Source organism: Streptomyces sp. NPDC004629 (assembly GCF_042873595.1).
GTDB lineage: Bacteria > Actinomycetota > Actinomycetes > Streptomycetales > Streptomycetaceae > Streptomyces.
Window position 1 is genome coordinate 68893 of the sequence record NZ_JBIALO010000015.1, and the last position, 15306, is coordinate 84198.

Below are 15306 nucleotides of genomic sequence, written 5' to 3' on the forward strand. Positions count from 1 at the left end.
ACCCGCCCGTCCACCCCGCCACCCGCCCCGCGTCCGGCCGCAGCAGGGTGTCGGCGGCCGGCGCGTTGCCCTCGTCGGCGGCGCGCAGCACCTGGTGGACCAGGCCGACCGCGTACGGGTCGTCGAGGACGGGGCTGACGAAGCCGGGGGTGCCCCGGATCCCGGTGGTCTCGGCGGCTGTCGCGGCCATCACGTCGGCCGGGTGCCCTGGTTCGGGGTGTGGGTGCAGGGCGTGCCAAGCTGGGGGCATGGAGGACTCCGGCACCCCGTACGACGAACGCCTCACCGCTCCCCGGTCGTGGTGGCTGATCAGCTTTCTGGTCGGCGTCTCGCTGGCCCTGATCCTGCTCCCCTTCGGCACGCTGCCGATGCTGGGCGGGCTGGCCGGCGGCACGGCCGCCGCCGCGGTCGTGGCCAGCGCCTACGGCTCGCTCCGGATCCGCCTCGTGGGCGACCAGCTGATCGCGGGCGAGGCGAAGATCCCGGTCACGGCGCTCGGCACGGCGGAGATCCTGGATCCGGAGGAGGCCCGCGCCTGGCGCACCTACAAGGCCGACACCCGCGCCTTCCTCCTGCTGCGCGCCTACATCCCGCAGGCGCTCCGCGTCGAGGTCACCGATCCGGCCGACCCCACCCCGTACCTCTACCTGTCGACCCGCACTCCGGAGCAGTTGGCGGCGGCGATCGAGGCGGCCCGCAGCCGCGCGACGGCCTGATCGTCCCGGGCGCCCGAAAGGACGGAGGGGCGCTGCGTCAGCGCCCCGGTCCGCCGGCGATGTCCCCCGGTGTCAGCGGTTCGGCGGGAGGTTCCAGCGGGGGCAGTTCGGGCAGTTCGTCCCAGGGAACCTGGATCTTGCGCAGATCGGCGCGGATCCGCGCGGCCAGCTTCTTGGTGTCCCGCCGGTTCATGACCGCCCCGACGGCGGCTCCGACCATGAACGGCATCAGGTTCGGCAGGTCCCGCACCATCCGCTTCATGATCTGCTGGCGCAGTTCGCGCTTCAGGGGGCCCCCGAGGGCCGTGTTGATCGTCGACGGCTTCATCACGTCGATCCCGCGCTCCCCCGACCAGGAGGACAGATACGCGGTGCTGCGGGCCATCAGGCCGCCCGGCGGCCGCAGGCCGTAGACCTCGTGCAGTTCGGCGATCAGTTTCAGCTCGATCGCCGCGACTCCGGTGATCTCCGCGGCCAGTTCGGTCGGCATCGCGGGCGGCACCGGGAGCATCGCCGCCGCACCGACCCCGGCCCCGATGGTCGAGGTTCCATGGGCCGCGCCCGCCACGAGCTTGTCCGCGATCTGCTCGGGCCCGAGGCCCGGGAACTGCCGGCGCAGCGTCGCGAGGTCCCGCACGGGGATCCGCGGGGCCATGTCGATGATCCGGTCGGCGAGGTACGCCAGGCCCGCCCTGGCACGGCTGCCACCGATGCGGGCGCCGTCCCGGGCCAGGTCCCGGGCCCTGCCACGGACGACCACGGTCCTTTCCCATGCTGTGCGCCGCGTTCGACCGGGGGCCGCCTCCGTCGGTGCGACGGTCGCCGGCTGGTCCGTCGGCGCCGGGCGGTCACCCCGGTCGGCCGCCGGTTCGAGCGAGGCTCCCGCACCGGATGAGCCCCGCTCGACGTCACGCGCGCCGTGCGAGCCGTCCCGCGGCCCATGGTCCGCTCCCCGCAGGGGGAAGCGGCGCTTCCGAGGAGGGGTCGAGCCAGTCACGGCCGACCCACTCTCAGTCGCAGTCGCGGCAGATCGGCTGACCGTTCTTCTCGCGGGCCAGCTGGCTGCGGTGGTGCACCAGGAAGCAGCTCATGCATGTGAACTCGTCCTGCTGCTTGGGCAGCACCCGGACCGCCAGTTCCTCGTTCGAGAGGTCGGCGCCGGGCAGCTCCAGGCCTTCCGCGGCCTCGAACTCGTCGACGTCAACGGCGGCGGTGGACTTGTCGTTCCGCCGGGCCTTCAGTTCTTCAAGGCTGTCCGAGTCGACGTCGTCGTCGGTCTTGCGTGGAGTGTCGTAATCGGTTGCCATGTCGCTCTCCCCCTCTGGGTGTCTGCGGTGTCTCCAGCGCACGTAACGCGTGAGAGGCCGGACTTGTGCCCGACCCGAGGCGGAGATTTTGCCTCACATCAAGGTCTGTTACTCAATCGACACCCAACCGGACTCCTCAAGAGTGATCGGCTTGGATGGCGATGGGGACCGTACACGGTCCGGATGCCGCACCTCAAAGGCGTCTCACCGAGTACTTCCCGTGATCAAGACCCTTGAAAACCAGGACTTTTCCGGCTTTCCACCTCGGTTTGTGATCACGGAGCGTAGATGGCTGGAAATCCGCCCATGTGATCGATCACACAGGCGAAGCCCCGTCGACCCACCTGAAAATTCCGCGCAAAGCGAACATCCCCCGCGTGTGTCGGCCACTCGATCAAGATCGACCGCTCTGCGGCCGGGTTCCACGTCGAGATCCACACGATCCACGCCGAGATCCCCATCGAGATCGCATCACATCGGCAGAGTGACCCGCATCACGAGCCCGCCCCCCTCACGCGGTTGTGCCGAGATGTGACCGCCGTGCGCGCGCGTCACGGACCGGACGATGGACAGGCCGAGGCCGACCCCCTTGTCACTGCCCGTGCGCTCCGTACGGAGCCTCCTGAACGGCTCGAAGAGGTTGTCGATCTCGTACGCCGGCACCACCGGGCCGGTGTTGGAGACGGACAGCACCGCCTGGCCGTGCTGGACGTCGGTGGTGACCTCGACCCAGCCGCCCTCGGGAACGTTGTACCGCACGGCATTCTGCACCAGGTTCAGGGCGATCCGCTCCAGCAGGACGCCGTTGCCCTGGACCACCGCGGGCCCGCACTCGCCCGTGATCCGCACGCCCTTGGCCTCCGCCTCCGCATGCACCTGGTCGATGGCCTGGGAGGCGACCTCGGCGAGGTCCACGGGCTTGCGCTCGACGATCTGGTTGTCGCTGCGGGCGAGCAGCAGCAACCCCTCAACGAGCTGCTCGCTGCGCTCGTTGGTGGCCAGCAGCGTCTTGCCCAGCTGTTGCAGCTCCACCGGCGCGTTCGGGTCGGACAACTGCACTTCCAGGAGCGTGCGGTTGATCGCCAGCGGGGTGCGCAGCTCGTGCGAGGCGTTCCCGACGAAGCGCTGCTGGGCCGTGAACGCCCGCTGCAATCGCTCCAGCATGTCGTCGAAGGTGTCGGCCAGCTCCTTCAGCTCGTCGTCCGGGCCGTCCAGCTCGATCCGCCGGGACAGGTCCGAGCCCGCCACCGCGCGCGCGGTGCGGGTGATCCGGCCGAGCGGCGACAGCACGCGGCCGGCCATCGCGTAACCGAACGCGAAGGCGATCACGGCGAGGCCCAGCAGGGCCAGCAGCGAGCGGCTGAGCAGATTGTCCAGGGCGACCTGGCGCTGGTGATCGACGCACTGGCTGATCGCCTCGTTGAAGTCGGACAGCGGCAGGCTGGCGGTGTTGATCGCCGGGCAGTCCTCGCTGGAGACCTTCAGCCCCGAGAAGCTGACGATCTTGAACAGCGGCTGGTTGCCCGTGTTGATCGCCTGCGCGGCCAGCAGGTAGATGATCGACAGCAGCAGGATGCCGGCGATCAGGAACATGCCGCCGTACAGCAGCGTCAGACGTATCCGGATGGTCGGGCGCAGCCAGGGGTACGACGGCTGGGGTCTGCGCGGATCCCAGGTGGGCTTCGGGGGCGCCTGCGGGGGCGCGGGTGTCGTGGCCACGATGCATCAGATCCGATAGCCGGAGCCGGGGACGGTCACGATGACGGGCGGCTCGCCCAGCTTGCGGCGCAGAGTCATGACCGTCACCCGCACCACGTTGGTGAACGGGTCCGTGTTCTCGTCCCAGGCCTTCTCCAGGAGCTGCTCGGCGGAGACCACGGCACCCTCGCTGCGCATCAGCACCTCCAGCACGGCGAACTCCTTCGGCGCGAGCTGGACCTCCTTGCCGTCCCGGAAGACCTCGCGGCGGTTCGGATCGAGCTTGATCCCGGCCCGCTCCAGGACGGGCGGCAGGGGCACGCTGGTGCGCCGGCCGAGGGCACGCACGCGTGCGATCAACTCGCTGAACGCGAAGGGCTTGGGCAGATAGTCGTCGGCGCCGATCTCCAGGCCCTCGACACGGTCGCTGACATCGCCGGACGCGGTGAGCATCAGCACGCGCGTGGGCATGCCCAGCTCGACGATCCTGCGGCAGACGTCGTCGCCGTGCACGAGCGGGAGGTCGCGGTCGAGGACGACCACGTCGTAGTCGTTGACGCCGATGCGCTCCAGGGCCGCCGCACCGTCGTACACGACGTCGACGGCCATGGCCTCCCGGCGCAGCCCGGTGGCCACCGCATCCGCGAGCAGTTGCTCGTCCTCGACGACGAGTACGCGCACGTCGTATGTCCTTCCTGTGTCCACCCGCGTAGCGCAACCGTGGGCGCACGGGTGGGGATCCTCGTGGGGTGTGACTCCATCCTGCCCTTTTCGGCCATAAGTCGGCTGTAAGACGGGTGCCCGGACCGGACGGAACGGGGCGCTGGAGCGGGAATGCCAGATTTTCTCCCGCGGTTGAGGTTTCCGTGGAAGGGAGTGGGGGGAGGACGGCTTTACACCCCGCGATCACGCTCTGCATGTGCCGTACCACCATGTGGTACGTCGCGGTCCGCTTCCCGCAGAGCGGGCGTGGGTGTCCGGCACCGTCGCCGCCCAGCACGGGCAGCGCTGGGCACCTGCAGGAGACGTGATCGCCCCTTCCGAACGGCACACCCCCGTGCCACCGACCCACGACCCAGGACGAGGGGGCGCAGCATGGACGCATTCACCGCAGGACTTCTGCAGCGCATAAAGGCGACCGAGTCCGACCTGTCCCGGGCTCGCGACGAGGGCGACGACTTCCTCGTAGAGGTGGAGCAGGCCGAGCTCGACGACCTGCGCCGCCTCGCCGCCGAACACGGTGTGGAGGTCGGCGCGACCAGCGTCTGACAGCCCATGGCGCAGCGACAGAACCCCGGCGAATCCAGCGCCGGGGTTCTGTCGTGTCCGAGGGTGCCGTGGTGTTCAGTCGTGCCAGGCTCCGAAGTCTTCCAGGAGGCGCTGGAGGGGCTCGAAGACGCCGGGGGTGGCCGCGACCGCCAGATCGCGGGAGGGACGCTCTCCGGGGCGTCCGCCGGTCAGGGCGCCCGCTTCCCGGGCGATCAGGTCGCCCGCGGCCACGTCCCACGCGTTCAGCCCGCGCTCGTAGTAGCCGTCCAGGCGGCCCGCGGCCAGGTCGCACAGGTCGACCGCGGCCGAGCCCCCACGCCGGATGTCGCGCAGCAGCGGGATCAGCCGGGCGGCCACCTCGGCCTGGTGGGTGCGGACCTCCGTCACGTAGTTGAAGCCGGTCGACACCAGGGCCTGCTCCAGGGGCGGCGACGGGCGGCAGGACAGCGCGCGCTCGCCCTCCCAGGCACCGGTCGCCCAGGCACCGCCGCCGCGCACCGCGTGGTATGTCTCACCGCGCATCGGGGCGGCCACCACGCCGACGACGGTCTCGCCGTCCTGTTCGGCCGCGATGGACACGGCCCAGGTCGGCAGCCCGTACAGGTAGTTCACCGTGCCGTCGAGCGGGTCGATCACCCAGCGGATGCCGCTGGTGCCCTCGCTGGAGGCGCCCTCCTCGCCGAGGAAACCGTCGTCCGGGCGGTGGTCGGCGATCAGGTCGGTGATCAGCTTCTCGGCCGCTATGTCCATCTCGGTGACGACGTCGATCGGGCTGGACTTGGTCCGCGCCACCGCGAGGTCGGCCGGGCGGCCGTCCCGCAGCAGCTCGCCGGCGCGGCGGGCGGCCTCCCGGGCGAGTGCGAGCAGGTCCGGGTACGCCGGGTGCTCCGGGTGCTCCGGGTGCTCCGGGTGCTCCGGGTGCTCCGGGTGCTCCGGAAACAGGGTCTCGGTCACGGGGCTCCTCATGCGTAGGGGCTGTCGGCGCCCGCGGCGGCCGGCTTGGGGGCGCGGGCCGGGCAGCAGCCGACCGGGCAGACGTCATGGCTCGCGCCGAGCGCGCCGAGGGCACAGCGCGTGCCGCCCCGCCCGCTCTCCGCGGCGGCGCGCTCCAGGACCAGATCGCGGATCGCGGCGGCGAACCGCGGGTCGGCGCCGACCGTGGCCGACCGGCGCACCGGCAGGCCCAGTTCCTCCGCCTTGGCCTTCGCCTCCGTGTCGAGGTCGTAGCGGACCTCCATGTGGTCGGAGACGAAGCCGATGGGGGCCATGACGACGGCGGGCACCCCGGCGGCGTGCCGCTCCTCCAGGTGATCGCAGATGTCGGGCTCCAGCCACGGGATGTGCGGGGCGCCGGAGCGGGACTGGTAGACCAGCCGCCACGGGTGGTCCACGCCGGTGCGTTCACGGACGGCGTCGGCGATCAGCTGGGCCACGTCCAGGTGCTGCTCGACGTAGGCGCCGCCCTCGCCGTGGGCCTCCTCGGGGCCCGAGGTGTCGGCGGCGGAGGCCGGGATGGAGTGGGTGGTGAAGGCGATGTGGGCGCCGTCGCGGACGTCCTCGGGGAGGTCGGCGAGGGCGTCCAGCACGCCGTCGATCATGGGCTCGACGAAGCCGGGGTGGTTGAAGTAGTGCCGCAGCTTGTCGATCCTCGGCAGGTCGAGGCCGTCCGCCTGGAGGGCGGCCAGCGCGTCGGCCAGGTTCTCGCGGTACTGCCTGCAACCCGAGTAGGAGGCGTAGGCGCTGGTGGCGAGGACCAGGACGCGGCGGTGGCCGTCGGCGACCAGTCCGCGCAGGGTGTCCGTCAGATACGGCGCCCAGTTGCGGTTGCCCCAGTAGACCGGCAGGTCGAGGCCGTGCTCGGCGAAGTCCTTGCGCAGGGCGGCGAGCAGGGCGCGGTTCTGGTCGTTGATGGGGCTGACCCCGCCGAACAGGAAGTAGTGCCGGCCGACTTCCTTGAGGCGTTCCTTGGGGATGCCCCGGCCCCGTGTCACGTTCTCCAGGAACGGGACCACGTCGTCCGGGCCTTCGGGGCCGCCGAAGGAGAGCAGGAGCAGGGCGTCGTAGGGGCTGGCATCGAGCGCGTCTGGCATGTCTCGATCCTGCCACCCGGCACTGACGGCCGGGAAACAGCGGGGTGACGAGTGCGGTTCGGGGCGGATTTCCCGCGCATTCCCAGGTGCATTAGGGTGACCTAACTCGTAAGCTGTATCAGTTGTCTTCACGCCTTACCGAGCCGACGCGTGTCCCGTACCCGCCGTCGGCCGGGCCGCCCGCCGCACCGTACTCCGGAGACCCCTGTGCCCAGCCCCTACCGCGCCCTGTTCGCCGCGCCCGGCACCAAGGCGTTCTCCGCCGCGGGCCTCCTCGGCCGGATGCCGCTGTCGATGATGGGCATCGGCGTGGTCACGATGGTCTCCCAGCTGACCGGGCGGTACGGGCTCGCGGGCGCGCTGTCGGCCACCATCGCGCTGTCGGCCGCGGCGATCGGTCCGCAGATCTCCCGGCTGGTCGACCAGTACGGGCAGCGCCGGGTGCTGCGCCCCGCGACCCTGGTCGCGCTCGTCGCGTCCGCCGGGCTGCTGTGTGCCGCGTACTTCTCGTGGCCGGAGTGGGTGTTGTTCGTGTGCGCCGCCGGGATCGGCTCGGTGCCCAGCCTGGGCGCGATGATCCGGGCCCGGTGGGCGGCCCTGTACCGGGGCACCCCGCAGTTGCACACCGCCTACTCGTTCGAGTCGGTGATCGACGAGGTCTGCTTCATCTTCGGGCCGATCATCTCCATCGGCCTGTCCACCGCCTGGTTCCCGGAGGCGGGGCCGCTGCTGGCCGCCTGCTTCCTGGCCGCGGGCGTCTTCTGGCTGACCGCCCAGCGCGCCACCGAGCCCGAGCCGCACCCGCGCGGGCACCATGGCGGCGGCAGCGCCCTGCGCGCGCCCGGCCTCCAGGTGCTGGTGGCCACGTTCGTCGCCACGGGAGCGATCTTCGGGGCGGTCGACGTGGTCACGGTCGCCTTCGCCGACGAGCGCGGCCACAAGGGCGCCGCGAGCGTGGTCCTTGCGGTGTACGCGGCGGGCTCCTGCGTGGCCGGGGTGGTGTTCGGCCTGCTGCGCTTCTCCGGGGCGGCGGAACGCCGGTGGCTGCTGGGCGTATGCACGATGGCCGTGAGTATGATCCCCCTCCTACTGGTCGGAAACCTGCCGCTTCTGGCCGTGGCGCTGTTCGTTGCGGGCCTGTCCATCGCGCCGACGATGATCACGACGATGTCCCTCATCGAAGAGCACGTACCTCGCGCGAAGCTCACCGAGGGCATGACCTGGGTGAGCACCGGCCTCGCGGTCGGGGTCGCGCTCGGCTCCTCCGTGGCCGGCTGGGTGATCGACACGGCCGGTGCGCGCGCCGGGTACGGGGTTCCGGCCGTGTCCGGGGCCGTCGCGGTCGTGGTCGGTTTCCTCGGGTACCGCCGGCTCTGCAGGCCGGCCACGGGTCGGGGAGGCGTCGTTGAGCAGCACAGCGAGCGGAAAGAACGGCACGTGGCGTAACTGGGGAGGCAATGTCGTCGCCCGCCCCACGCGTGAGGTGACGCCGGCCTCGGTGGAGGAGCTGGCGTCGGCCGTGCGGCAGGCCGCCGAGGACGGCCTGCGGGTCAAGGCGGTCGGTACCGGGCACTCCTTCACCGCCGTCGCCGCCACCGACGGTGTGTTGATCCGCCCTCAACTGTTGACCGGCATCCGCGGGATCGACCGGGACGCCATGACCGTCACCGTTGAGGCGGGCACCCCCCTCAAGAGGCTCAACATGGCTCTCGCGCGCGAGGGGCTGTCGCTCACCAACATGGGCGACATCATGGAGCAGACCGTCTCCGGGGCCACCGGCACCGGCACCCACGGCACCGGCCGGGACTCCGCCTCCATAGCCGCCCAGATCAAGGGACTTGAACTGGTCACGGCGGACGGATCGGTGCTCTCCTGCTCCGAGAAGGAGAACCCGGAGGTCTTCGCGGCCGCCCGGATCGGTCTGGGCGCCCTCGGCGTCGTCACCGCGATCACCTTCGCCGTGGAGCCGGTCTTCCTGCTGACGGCCCGCGAGGAGCCGATGCCGCTCGACCGGGTGCTCGCCGAATTCGATCAACTCTGGGCGGAGAACGAGCACTTCGAGTTCTACTGGTTTCCGCACACCGGCAACACCAACACCAAGCGCAACAACCGCAGTGCGGGCCCGGAGCGGCCGGTGGGGCAGGTGGCGGGCTGGTTCGAGGACGAGTTCCTCTCCAACGGGGTGTTCCAGGTGGCCCAGTGGGTCGGCCGGGCGGCGCCCGCGACCGTCCCCGCCATCGCCCGGATCTCCAGCAGGGCGCTGTCCGCGCGCGTCTACACGGACATTCCCTACAGGGTCTTCACATCCCCGCGCCGGGTGCGGTTCGTGGAGATGGAGTACGCCGTTCCGCGGGCGGCCCTGGTGGACACGCTGCGCGAACTGAAGTCGATGGTCGACCGCTCCGGCCTCAGGATCAGCTTCCCGGTCGAGGTGCGCACGGCCCCGGCCGACGACATCACCCTGTCCACCGCCTCGGGCCGGGACAGCGCGTACATCGCCGTCCACATGTTCCGGGGCACGCCGTACCAGGCGTACTTCACCGCCGCCGAGCGGATCTTCACCGCGCATGAGGGCCGTCCGCACTGGGGCAAGGTGCACACCCGGGACGCCGCCTACTTCGCCGGGGCCTATCCGCGCTTCGGTGAGTTCACGGCGTTGCGGGACCGGCTGGATCCGGAACGGCGGTTCCAGAACGACCACTTGCGGAGGGTGCTGGGTCCGTAGCGGAGCCGCTGGGCGTGGGGGTGGCCGCAGGTGCCGGGTCCGTCCGGCCGTCCTGCTGCCGCTGCGGGGAGCCGCTCGGTGCGGGCGTCGGGCCGCCGGCCGTGGCTCCGTCGCTCCCCGGCGAACCGCCGGTGCCCGCCGGGTGGGTGGCCGAGGGTGACGAGTACGACGAGGGCGAGGCGGGCGCGTCGGGCGAGGCGGGCGTCGCCGGGGACGAGGGTGGGAAGTCGCCACGGGACTTCGATGACGTCGAGCCGCGGACCGCGTCGCTGACCGTCGTTCCCGTACCGCCGCCGAAGCTGTGGCCGGAGACCAGTTCGTACGTCGTGATGCCGGCCAGGGCGAGTCCGAACACGAGGGCGGCGGCGAGCACCGGGCGCCGCCGGCCGCGGATCCGCGCGCGGTAGACCGTGCCCTCGGTGAACTGGCCGGGCGCCGGCGGGGCTTGCTCCTCGGGCTTGGCGGCGACCGCCGCGCCGCGGATCTGTTCGCCGGTCCGCGAGAAGAAGTGCTGGAAGAGGCTGCCTCCGCAGGTGGCCACGACGCTGACGACGCCGGCCCCGAGGATGGTGCCGTAGACGCCGAAGTAGGAGGCGAGTTTGGCGGCCACGACGGCGGCCACGGCGCTGCCCGCGACCTGGGGGACGCTCAGGTCGATGTGCCTGCGCCGCGGTTCTCCGCCCTCGTCCCGGCCGCTCGACTCACCACCGGTATCGGGCCTTTCGTGCATCACCGGACCCTTCCTGCCTTTCGCGTACGTGATCGACCGACTGCACGAGAAGGTGACGTACGGGCGAAACCGATAGTTCCGTTTCTGTGGATTGCGTGAAGTTCGCCACGGTCAGGCCCGTGAAATCCAGGTTGGGGACGACCGGCTCCCTCTACTTGGCAGAAGTTGGACGGCGCGCCAATCCACGCACGTGGTCCAAATGGAGTACTGTTGCGAGCCCTGGGTCCGGCCTCCCGCCAGGGTGTCCGGGGCCTTGTTGGACCGCCGGGAGGGGGGCTAGTTGCACAGGGTGACGGAGTTGGTCACTTAGCGTTGCGAATAGGTAACCGTGCCATAACGGCGATCCAGGGCCTGTGCCCGACACGCCGGGCAACTCGGCAAGGTTGTGGCAGGCTGCACCCGGGCAGGCCACACTCGACTAGCGGAAGCAGCGACGCAGGTGACGTCGGCAGGCACCACCCGGGAGGTTCCCATGCCCGAACTGCGTGTCGTGGCCGTCTCCAATGACGGCACACGGCTGGTGCTCAAGGCTGCCGACTCCACGGAGTACACGCTTCCGATCGACGAACGGCTGCGCGCCGCCGTGCGCGGCGACCGTCCGCGCCTCGGCCAGATCGAGATCGAGGTGGAGAGCCACCTCCGCCCCCGCGACATCCAGGCGCGGATACGGGCAGGCGCGACGGCGGAAGAGGTCGCGCAACTCGCCGGCATCCCCGTCGACCGCGTACGCCGGTTCGAGGGCCCCGTACTCGCGGAGCGCGCCTTCATGGCGGAGCGGGCCCGCAAGACCCCGGTCCGCCGCCCCGGCGAAAACTCCGGCCCGCTGCTCGGCGAGGCCGTCCAGGAGCGGCTGCTGCTGCGCGGTGCCGAGAAGGACACCGTGCAGTGGGACTCGTGGCGCCGCGACGACGGCACCTGGGAGGTGCTGCTGGTCTACCGGGTGGCGAGCGAGCCGCACTCGGCGAGCTGGACGTACGACCCGCCGCGGCGGCTCGTCCAGGCCGTCGACGACGAGGCGCGCTCGCTGATCGGCGAGTCCGACGATCTCGCCGTTCCGGAGCCGAGTTTTCCGTTCGTGCCGCGCATCGCCCGCCTGCCGCGGGACCGCCCGCTGGACCGTTCCCTCGACCGGGAGCGGCCGAGCCTGCCGGCCCATGCGTCCGAGCCCGCCGAGGAGAGCACGGGCGAGCGCGACTCGCTGACCAGCCTGCTGGAGGCGGTGCCGAGCTTCCGGGGCGACATGGTGGTGCCGGAACGCCCCGCGGAGCCCGCGGAGGAGCCCGTCGCCGAACCCGCCGCGGAGGAGCCTCCCGCCCCGGCGGCCTCGGCCGGTTCCGCCTACGCGGACGTCCTCATGCCGCGCTCGGTCGGCAGCCACCGCGACCGTCTCGTCGGGGCCACCGACCGCCAGGCCGAGGCCGACGGCGTCCGCCCGGGCCGCCGGGCGGCGGTCCCCAGCTGGGACGAGATCGTCTTCGGCACGCGCCGCAAGAAGCAGGAGTAACAGGTCGTACGACCCATGAGGAGGGGGGCCCGGACTTCCGGGCCCCCCTCCTTGGGCTGTCGGGCTTCTTCAGGCCGTCACTGAGGGTCGGGTCCCACGGCGACCGGCCGGGACGGATCCGCGGACCACTCGGACCACGAACCCACGTACAGCGCCGCCGGGATGCCCGCGACCGCGAGGGCCAGCACCTGGTGGGCCGCCGAGACACCGGAGCCGCAGTACACGCCGACCTGCGTCCCGTCCAGGGCGCCGAGGGAGGCGAACCGGGCCTTCAGCTCGTCCGCGGACAGGAACCGCCCGTCCGGGCCCACGTTCTCGTTCGTCGGCGCCGACAGGGCACCCGGGATGTGCCCGCCGACGGGGTCGATCGGCTCCACGTCACCCCGGTACCGCTCCCCCGCGCGGGCGTCGAGCAGCACCCCGGAGCGGGCCAGCGCGGCGGCCCCGGCCGCGTCGAGCAGTCCCGTCTCCCGCGGCACCGGCCGGAAGTCGCCCTCGGCCGGCTCGGGCGTCTCGGTCGACAGCGGGCCCTCCCAGGCGGCGAGCCCACCGTCCAGGACTCTTACGTCCGGGTGACCCGTCCAGTGCAGCAGCCACCAGGTGCGGGCCGCCGCCCAGCCCTGGCCGCCGTCGTACACGACGACCGGCCGGTCCGCCGACACGCCTGCCCGGCGCATCGCGGCGCCGAACTCGGCCAGGTCGGGCAGCGGATGCCGGCCGCGCTTCCCGGGGGCCGAGGCCAGTTCCCGGTCGAGGTCGACGAAGGCCGCGCCCGGGATGTGCCCGGCCGCGTACTCGGCCCGGCCGTCGAAGGCCGGTGCGCCGCTCGCCGCGGCCATGCTCAACTGCCAGCGGATGTCGAGCAGCACGGGCGGGGCGTCCGCGGTCAGGTCGTGCGCGAGTCGGGATGCGGTGATGATGGCTTCCATGGCCCCATCCATACGCCAGGGGTGGCCGCATCGTCCAGGTCCGACTACTCTGCTCCGCCGGACGGGCTCGGTCACCTCGCGTACGGGACCGGGCACATGCTGTGCGGCGGTGGGACGCCCGGCGATCGTCGGGAAACGGGTGGGGTATACGGCGGACCCGGCAAGCTCGCGGCGCTGTGCCGCCGGACGCCTGCGTGGCCGCGTGCGTGCCGCCACGCAGGTGCGAGCGGCGGCACGGGGCGTGCACGCCGCCGCGGCGCACCGGTTCCGCGGAGCGGAAGCGACACGGCCACCGCGAGGGGCCGGGGAGAGGGTGACGATGACCGAGTCACGGGGATCGGCCGGTCCCAACGGCGGCATGCGCCGGCGCACGCCCGGCACGCCGTGCTGGGTGAGTCTCATGGTGCGCGCGCTGCCGGCGACGGAGGAGTTCTACGGGGCGCTGTTCGGCTGGGAGTTCCGGCCCGGACCGCAGCAGCTCGGTCCCTATGTGCGGGCCCTGCTCGACGGGCGGGAGGTGGCCGGGATCGGCCAGCTGCCGCCGGACCGGCCGCTGCCCGTCGCCTGGACCCCCTACCTCGCCTCGGACGACGCGGACCGCACTGCCGAAACGGTACGGCTGTGCGGCGGCACGGTGGGGGTGGGCCCGCTGGACGCGGCCGACGCCGGGCGGATGGCGATCGCCTCCGACCCGTCGGGGGCCGTGTTCGGGATCTGGCAGGGCGGCGCCCACCTCGGTGCGGCCGTCACCGGGGTGCCCGGCACCCCGGCCTGGAACGAACTCGTCACCTTCGAGACCGCGAGCGTCGTCAAGTTCTACACGACGGTGTTCGGTTACGGACAGGAGCCGGTCGTCGCCGCCGACTTCGACTACATCACCCTGGACATCGACGGCCGCCCGGTGGCCGGTGTGCACGGCATGGGGCACGGGCTGCCGCGGGACCGCGGCCCGCACTGGCGTACGTACTTCGAAGTGGCCGACACGGACGCGACGCTGCACCGGATCGTCGAACTCGGCGGCCAGGTGCGCAAGCCCGCCCACGACAGCGACCACGGGCGGGTGGCCGCCGTGGCGGACCCCGAGGGGGCCAGGTTCTGGGTGATCCAGAGCCCGCACTGACCTCCCGAAGCCGGTGCGCCGCCAGCGGTGCGGGCGCGGTGCGTGGCCCACGCGCCCCACGCCGTCGCGCTCGTCGTACTCGCGGTACGCGGTCGCCCAGGTGCGCGGCCGGGCGTGATACGCCGTGAGGTCTCCTCGGGCAGGTGCTCGCGCACCCAGGCCCACTGTTCGTGCGGCATGCCGAGGCCGTTGAAGGACAGCACACCGCCCCCGGCGTCCGGCGGATGCCGGTGGTCGGCCTCGACCACGCCGCCGTCGGCGCGAGGCATCGTGGAGAACGCCGCCCGCCGGCGACGACCGAGAAACCGCGCCCGCGCACCGATCGCCCAGCCGCCGGCACCGAGCCCCGCCACGCCGATGGCGAACTCCCGGCGGGTCGGCGCCTGGCCGGAAGCCAGGGACCGAATCGCCGCGGATGCCACCGCCGTCCGGCTCCCCCGCGCCCGAGCCACGGTGCCGCGCACCTACCTCGACCCGGCCGGCGAGGGCCTACCGCATTCAGTGGCATCACCCCGAGGAGGGGAAAGGATGCCCGACGATCACGAGGTCACGGGCAGGACATCGGGAGACAGCGCACCGGCTCGGGTGGTCGCCGCGGTCATGCGGCGGAGGTGATGGCGGCGGCACAGGACCTCGTACCCGGTCTCCGCCTCGGGACGGTTCACATCGCCGATGACCACCTGTGCGCCCTCGACCACCATCTCGCCGCCCACCGTGCGCGCGTTGTGCGTCGCCCTGGCTCCGCACCAGCACAGCGCCTCGACCTGGAGCGTCTCGATCCGGTCGGCCAGTTCGATCAGCCGCTGCGAACCCGGGAACAGCTTGGTACGGAAGTCCGTGGTGATACCGAAGGCGAAGACATCGAGCCCGAGATCGTCCACGACCCGCGCCAGTTGATCGATCTGTTCCGGTGCGAGGAACTGCGCCTCGTCCACGATCACGTAATCGGCCTTGCCGCCCCGGGACAACTGGTCGACGAGGTAGGCGTACATGTCCATGCCCTCGGCCGCCTCGACAGCCTCCGTCACCAGACCCAGCCGCGAGGACAGCTTCCCCTCACCGGCCCGGTCGTCGCGGGTGAAGATGACACCCTTGAGCCCCCGAGCCGAACGATTATGTCCGATTTGGAGCGCCAAAGTACTTTTGCCGCAATCCATAGTCCCGGAGAAGAACACCAGCTCGGGCATGGGGAGTCGAGGACCTTTCGACGAGGGCGGC

The 15306-nt window shown here is 71.8% G+C and carries 15 protein-coding genes and 1 pseudogene; 6 read left to right on the forward strand and 10 right to left on the reverse strand.

Annotation, left to right across the window (positions count from 1 at the left end; all coding sequences use genetic code 11):
- Window position 1: 1 nt before the first annotated feature.
- Window positions 2-256, reverse strand: a pseudogene (locus tag ACFYTE_RS23395) (AraC family transcriptional regulator); the annotation flags it as partial.
- Here ACFYTE_RS23395 and ACFYTE_RS23400 point away from each other — a divergent pair.
- Window positions 249-716, forward strand: coding sequence for a DUF3093 domain-containing protein (locus tag ACFYTE_RS23400; protein WP_388713588.1), 468 nt, complete (start codon window positions 249-251; stop codon window positions 714-716). The pseudogene ACFYTE_RS23395 and the gene ACFYTE_RS23400 overlap by 8 nt on opposite strands.
- Window positions 717-753: 37 nt before the next feature.
- On the opposite strand, the gene ACFYTE_RS23405 is transcribed toward ACFYTE_RS23400, so the two are convergent.
- The 4 genes from ACFYTE_RS23405 to ACFYTE_RS23420 all read right to left on the reverse strand — a co-directional run bounded on the left by ACFYTE_RS23405 (window position 754) and on the right by ACFYTE_RS23420 (window position 4402).
- Window positions 754-1713: a hypothetical protein gene (locus ACFYTE_RS23405; protein WP_388713591.1), complete on the reverse strand. Its 960-nt coding sequence runs from the start codon at window positions 1711-1713 to the stop codon at window positions 754-756.
- Between the two features lie 13 nt (window positions 1714-1726).
- Window positions 1727-2023 carry a DUF4193 domain-containing protein gene (locus ACFYTE_RS23410; protein ID WP_351348258.1) on the reverse strand — a complete coding sequence of 99 codons (297 nt, stop codon included), beginning with the start codon at window positions 2021-2023 and terminating at the stop codon, window positions 1727-1729.
- Window positions 2024-2494: 471 nt separating this feature from the next.
- Window positions 2495-3742: a sensor histidine kinase gene (locus tag ACFYTE_RS23415; RefSeq protein WP_388713595.1), complete on the reverse strand. Its 1248-nt coding sequence runs from the start codon at window positions 3740-3742 to the stop codon at window positions 2495-2497.
- A gap of 6 nt (window positions 3743-3748) precedes the next feature.
- Window positions 3749-4402 (reverse strand): response regulator transcription factor, encoded by a 654-nt coding sequence (locus ACFYTE_RS23420; protein ID WP_007387794.1) that lies wholly within the window; start codon window positions 4400-4402, stop codon window positions 3749-3751.
- A 414-nt stretch (window positions 4403-4816) separates the two neighbouring features.
- On the opposite strand from ACFYTE_RS23420, the gene ACFYTE_RS23425 reads away from it, so the two are divergent.
- Window positions 4817-4990 (forward strand): hypothetical protein, encoded by a 174-nt coding sequence (locus ACFYTE_RS23425; RefSeq protein WP_351737074.1) that lies wholly within the window; start codon window positions 4817-4819, stop codon window positions 4988-4990.
- Between the two features lie 75 nt (window positions 4991-5065).
- Here ACFYTE_RS23425 and ACFYTE_RS23430 read toward each other — a convergent pair whose 3' ends face one another.
- Window positions 5066-5857: an inositol monophosphatase family protein gene (locus tag ACFYTE_RS23430; RefSeq protein ID WP_388713890.1), complete on the reverse strand. Its 792-nt coding sequence runs from the start codon at window positions 5855-5857 to the stop codon at window positions 5066-5068.
- A 95-nt stretch (window positions 5858-5952) separates the two neighbouring features.
- A complete protein-coding gene (locus ACFYTE_RS23435) occupies window positions 5953-7080 on the reverse strand; it encodes a ferrochelatase (protein WP_388713599.1) in 1128 nt (375 codons plus the stop codon).
- A 207-nt stretch (window positions 7081-7287) separates the two neighbouring features.
- On the opposite strand from ACFYTE_RS23435, the gene ACFYTE_RS23440 reads away from it, so the two are divergent.
- Together ACFYTE_RS23440 and ACFYTE_RS23445 are read left to right on the forward strand one after the other, a co-directional pair.
- Window positions 7288-8526 carry an MFS transporter gene (locus tag ACFYTE_RS23440; RefSeq protein WP_388713602.1) on the forward strand — a complete coding sequence of 413 codons (1239 nt, stop codon included), beginning with the start codon at window positions 7288-7290 and terminating at the stop codon, window positions 8524-8526.
- Complete coding sequence (locus tag ACFYTE_RS23445; RefSeq protein WP_388713605.1) at window positions 8486-9805, forward strand: D-arabinono-1,4-lactone oxidase; 1320 nt, start codon at window positions 8486-8488, stop codon at window positions 9803-9805. Before ACFYTE_RS23440 ends, ACFYTE_RS23445 begins: the two co-directional genes overlap by 41 nt.
- Here the strand turns inward: ACFYTE_RS23445 and ACFYTE_RS23450 are convergent.
- Window positions 9729-10535 carry a hypothetical protein gene (locus tag ACFYTE_RS23450; RefSeq protein WP_388713608.1) on the reverse strand — a complete coding sequence of 269 codons (807 nt, stop codon included), beginning with the start codon at window positions 10533-10535 and terminating at the stop codon, window positions 9729-9731. The two genes, ACFYTE_RS23445 and ACFYTE_RS23450, sit on opposite strands and share 77 nt — an antisense overlap.
- Window positions 10536-11007: 472 nt before the next feature.
- On the opposite strand from ACFYTE_RS23450, the gene sepH reads away from it, so the two are divergent.
- Window positions 11008-12039 carry a septation protein SepH gene (gene sepH / locus ACFYTE_RS23455; protein ID WP_388713611.1) on the forward strand — a complete coding sequence of 344 codons (1032 nt, stop codon included), beginning with the start codon at window positions 11008-11010 and terminating at the stop codon, window positions 12037-12039.
- A 77-nt stretch (window positions 12040-12116) separates the two neighbouring features.
- Here the strand turns inward: sepH and ACFYTE_RS23460 are convergent, their stop codons facing one another.
- Window positions 12117-12968 (reverse strand): sulfurtransferase, encoded by an 852-nt coding sequence (locus ACFYTE_RS23460; RefSeq protein ID WP_388713614.1) that lies wholly within the window; start codon window positions 12966-12968, stop codon window positions 12117-12119.
- 319 nt (window positions 12969-13287) lie between these two features.
- Here ACFYTE_RS23460 and ACFYTE_RS23465 point away from each other — a divergent pair, with 319 nt between their 5' ends.
- Complete coding sequence (locus ACFYTE_RS23465; RefSeq protein ID WP_388713617.1) at window positions 13288-14088, forward strand: VOC family protein; 801 nt, start codon at window positions 13288-13290, stop codon at window positions 14086-14088.
- Between the two features lie 539 nt (window positions 14089-14627).
- Here the strand turns inward: ACFYTE_RS23465 and ACFYTE_RS23470 are convergent.
- A complete protein-coding gene (locus ACFYTE_RS23470) occupies window positions 14628-15275 on the reverse strand; it encodes a thymidine kinase (RefSeq protein WP_388713620.1) in 648 nt (215 codons plus the stop codon).
- Window positions 15276-15306: the final 31 nt, after the last annotated feature.